Source organism: Belnapia moabensis DSM 16746 (assembly GCF_000745835.1).
Classification (GTDB): domain Bacteria; phylum Pseudomonadota; class Alphaproteobacteria; order Acetobacterales; family Acetobacteraceae; genus Belnapia; species Belnapia moabensis.
Genome location: NZ_JQKB01000236.1, coordinates 1 through 2,347, shown reverse-complemented (window position 1 = coordinate 2,347; position 2,347 = coordinate 1). Strand labels below are relative to the sequence as shown.

The following is a 2,347-nucleotide window of genomic DNA, read 5'->3' as shown; positions in this document are numbered from 1 at the left end:
CAGCTACGAGGTTGTTCGGGAACGCGGGAAAGAAGCGGCAGCCAACCTGAAGCTGGCCTAAAGCCGGTCCACCGCTGCTTGACCCATGCATCACCCTGCTCGAAGGGCCGCATGACTATCAACTATGCGTTTAGCCCAAGGATCATCGTCTGTCGTTTTGCAGCGATAGTCTTAGCTGGTAACTGGATGCGGTCAGGCTGCTCAACCCAAGCAGGGCGATCCAGCCGAGATTCGTTCGCTCGACATCCGGGCGAACTCGGATAGGTGCTCTAGGCGGCAAAGCTGAAGGTGCCACGCCAGCGCTGGCCTCAGCTACTGTTGAGACAGCAGCGTGCTCGGTGCGAGGTTGGGCCAACGCTATGGCACATGGAAGACCGGCGTAGAGGATCGCCACCCAGAGGCGCCCTCGCATTATCCTCTCCCTTCCCGGCTTGGTGCCGGATACCCGGTAAATGCTACTGCTAAGATTTTGTTGCGTGTCCCCGCATTTGAATTTCGCCGCCGACTGCGCTTCGTGTTGTGGAGAGCGTTGCCGCCACTCCTCAAGTCATCAAACCCGACGCATTAGATTGGGCGCAAGCAATTAGCTGAAGTATCGCGGCGCAATGGGACACGTTCATCAAGTCCATTTGGCCCAGAGGTGATGCCAATAGCTACTCCAGTGAGGCGACGATCTGGCGGTACGATGGTTCGGAAAAAGCAGTTAGGGTTGCGATCCTTACCGCCCCAAGCCTGCCCAATATCAGGCTGAATCTGGCCGCAACCGCAGCGTCCGGAGCCTCGTAGATCAAAACCAAGTCATGCCCACCCATGGTCATCCAGAAGGAGACAAATCGTCCCCCCATGTCCTCAAGCTGCTTCTTGGCAGCATCGAGCCGGCGAGGAGACTCACCGATGGTACGCGCGCCCTGCTCGGTCCAGTTGCCGAGCGCGATGAAGGTTGTCATGGCCGTACATCCTCTATAGACGGTGGTCAGCTTCCTTGGCAGAGGCAGCAACTATGACTTCACCCGACATCACGATCCGCGCTGGCTTCGGCCAAATGTCCTGATGCTGGGCCATGAGCGCCGCGATCTGCGCATGCGCCGCTGTCGCTGTACTTCGGTTGCTGAACACCGAAACGCTGACGGCTAGATCGCTTTGCGCCTCGACACGCCCGCTGTAGAGGTGACGAAACCCCGGCTGCTTTAAAGTCAGTGGAACAAGGCTTTCTTGAACAGTCGGCAGCACAGCCGAGAACGGGGGAAGGCCCTCTGTCACTCGGATCAACACATAACTGTCGTGTCCTTGCTGCACCGCATCGAGATGCACCGTCACCGCCGCGATCGTGACTTCTGGGACAGCGGTTAGTAGCGCCCCGAGGTTTGGCACTACCCAATCTTTGGAGAAGCTGTTCGCCTCCAGCATAGCACCGCGGTCAGAGAAAACCGAAACAGCGAAGACGCCTCTGCCACCATCCATCCTAGCTGCATAGTAGGCCCGGAAGTGAGGCTCCTGCTTGAGAACTGGTAGCAGGCCTTCACGCACCCTACGTCCAACTTCCTCAGGTGGACCTGAGGTATTATATTTTCGGATCGTCATGTACCAAGCGTTGTCGTCCATGTGTCCACCTTCTCCTGCCTGACGCTGGAGTGGTTAGCCCCTGATGCACTTCCAGAAGGGGCAATGTGTACCCTCTACGCCCTCTTCTACGCGGCCGGCATCGCCAGCCATCTACGCAAGGCTAGTAGCGCAGATCGCACTACGGTCGCGGTCGGCTTACTCTACTCCAGTTTCTTCTATTTTCAGCCGCTCTGCATCTGACCTTTGGCCATGTGTTTTCTCTCGAACCAGCAATCGCATTCAGCCTCCATCAGACAAGAACGGATAGGCTACGCATTCCCCACTCGAACAGTCATCACTTTGGCGATGCCGGAAGCGACAGCGACAGCGGGAGCCGTTAGTATATCGTCTATCTCGGGCACGCATTTGGCGGTTGATCCTGATTCAATCGCCAGGGTGGTGGACCGCGCATACAGGAGGGATGTGCTTCTAGACCCTGATCGCATCCATCATCACCGCGCGTCATATTTGGGGAGGCAGTCCGCCACCGGTCATGTCCTCTATCGGCGTGGTATTGGAGGTGTTGCCCAGCCAGACTTCGGTGACGTACCGGTCGGTGAAGCCGATGAACCACGCGTCCGATGCCCGCTTGGGGTACCGTCTTGCCCGCGGCTCAGAGCCCCGGGTTCGCTACCCGCCCCGTCCCACTCCGTGGCCCTGCCCCGCTCTCGCGGACACCCCAGATAGGCTGAAGGGCCTGAGAGGTGTCGATGGCGGAGAGCAACAAACAGCGCCGGTTGTTTCC

General features: G+C 58.4%; 2 protein-coding genes. Both read right to left on the bottom strand.

Annotated elements, in window-relative coordinates:
* Positions 1–653: 653 nt before the first annotated feature.
* Positions 654–947: a GYD domain-containing protein gene (locus EP26_RS30515; protein WP_043345190.1), complete on the bottom strand. Its 294-nt coding sequence runs from the start codon at positions 945–947 to the stop codon at positions 654–656.
* A 13-nt stretch (positions 948–960) separates the two neighbouring features.
* Complete coding sequence (locus EP26_RS35985; RefSeq protein WP_157033982.1) at positions 961–1,602, bottom strand: hypothetical protein; 642 nt, start codon at positions 1,600–1,602, stop codon at positions 961–963.
* Positions 1,603–2,347: the final 745 nt, after the last annotated feature.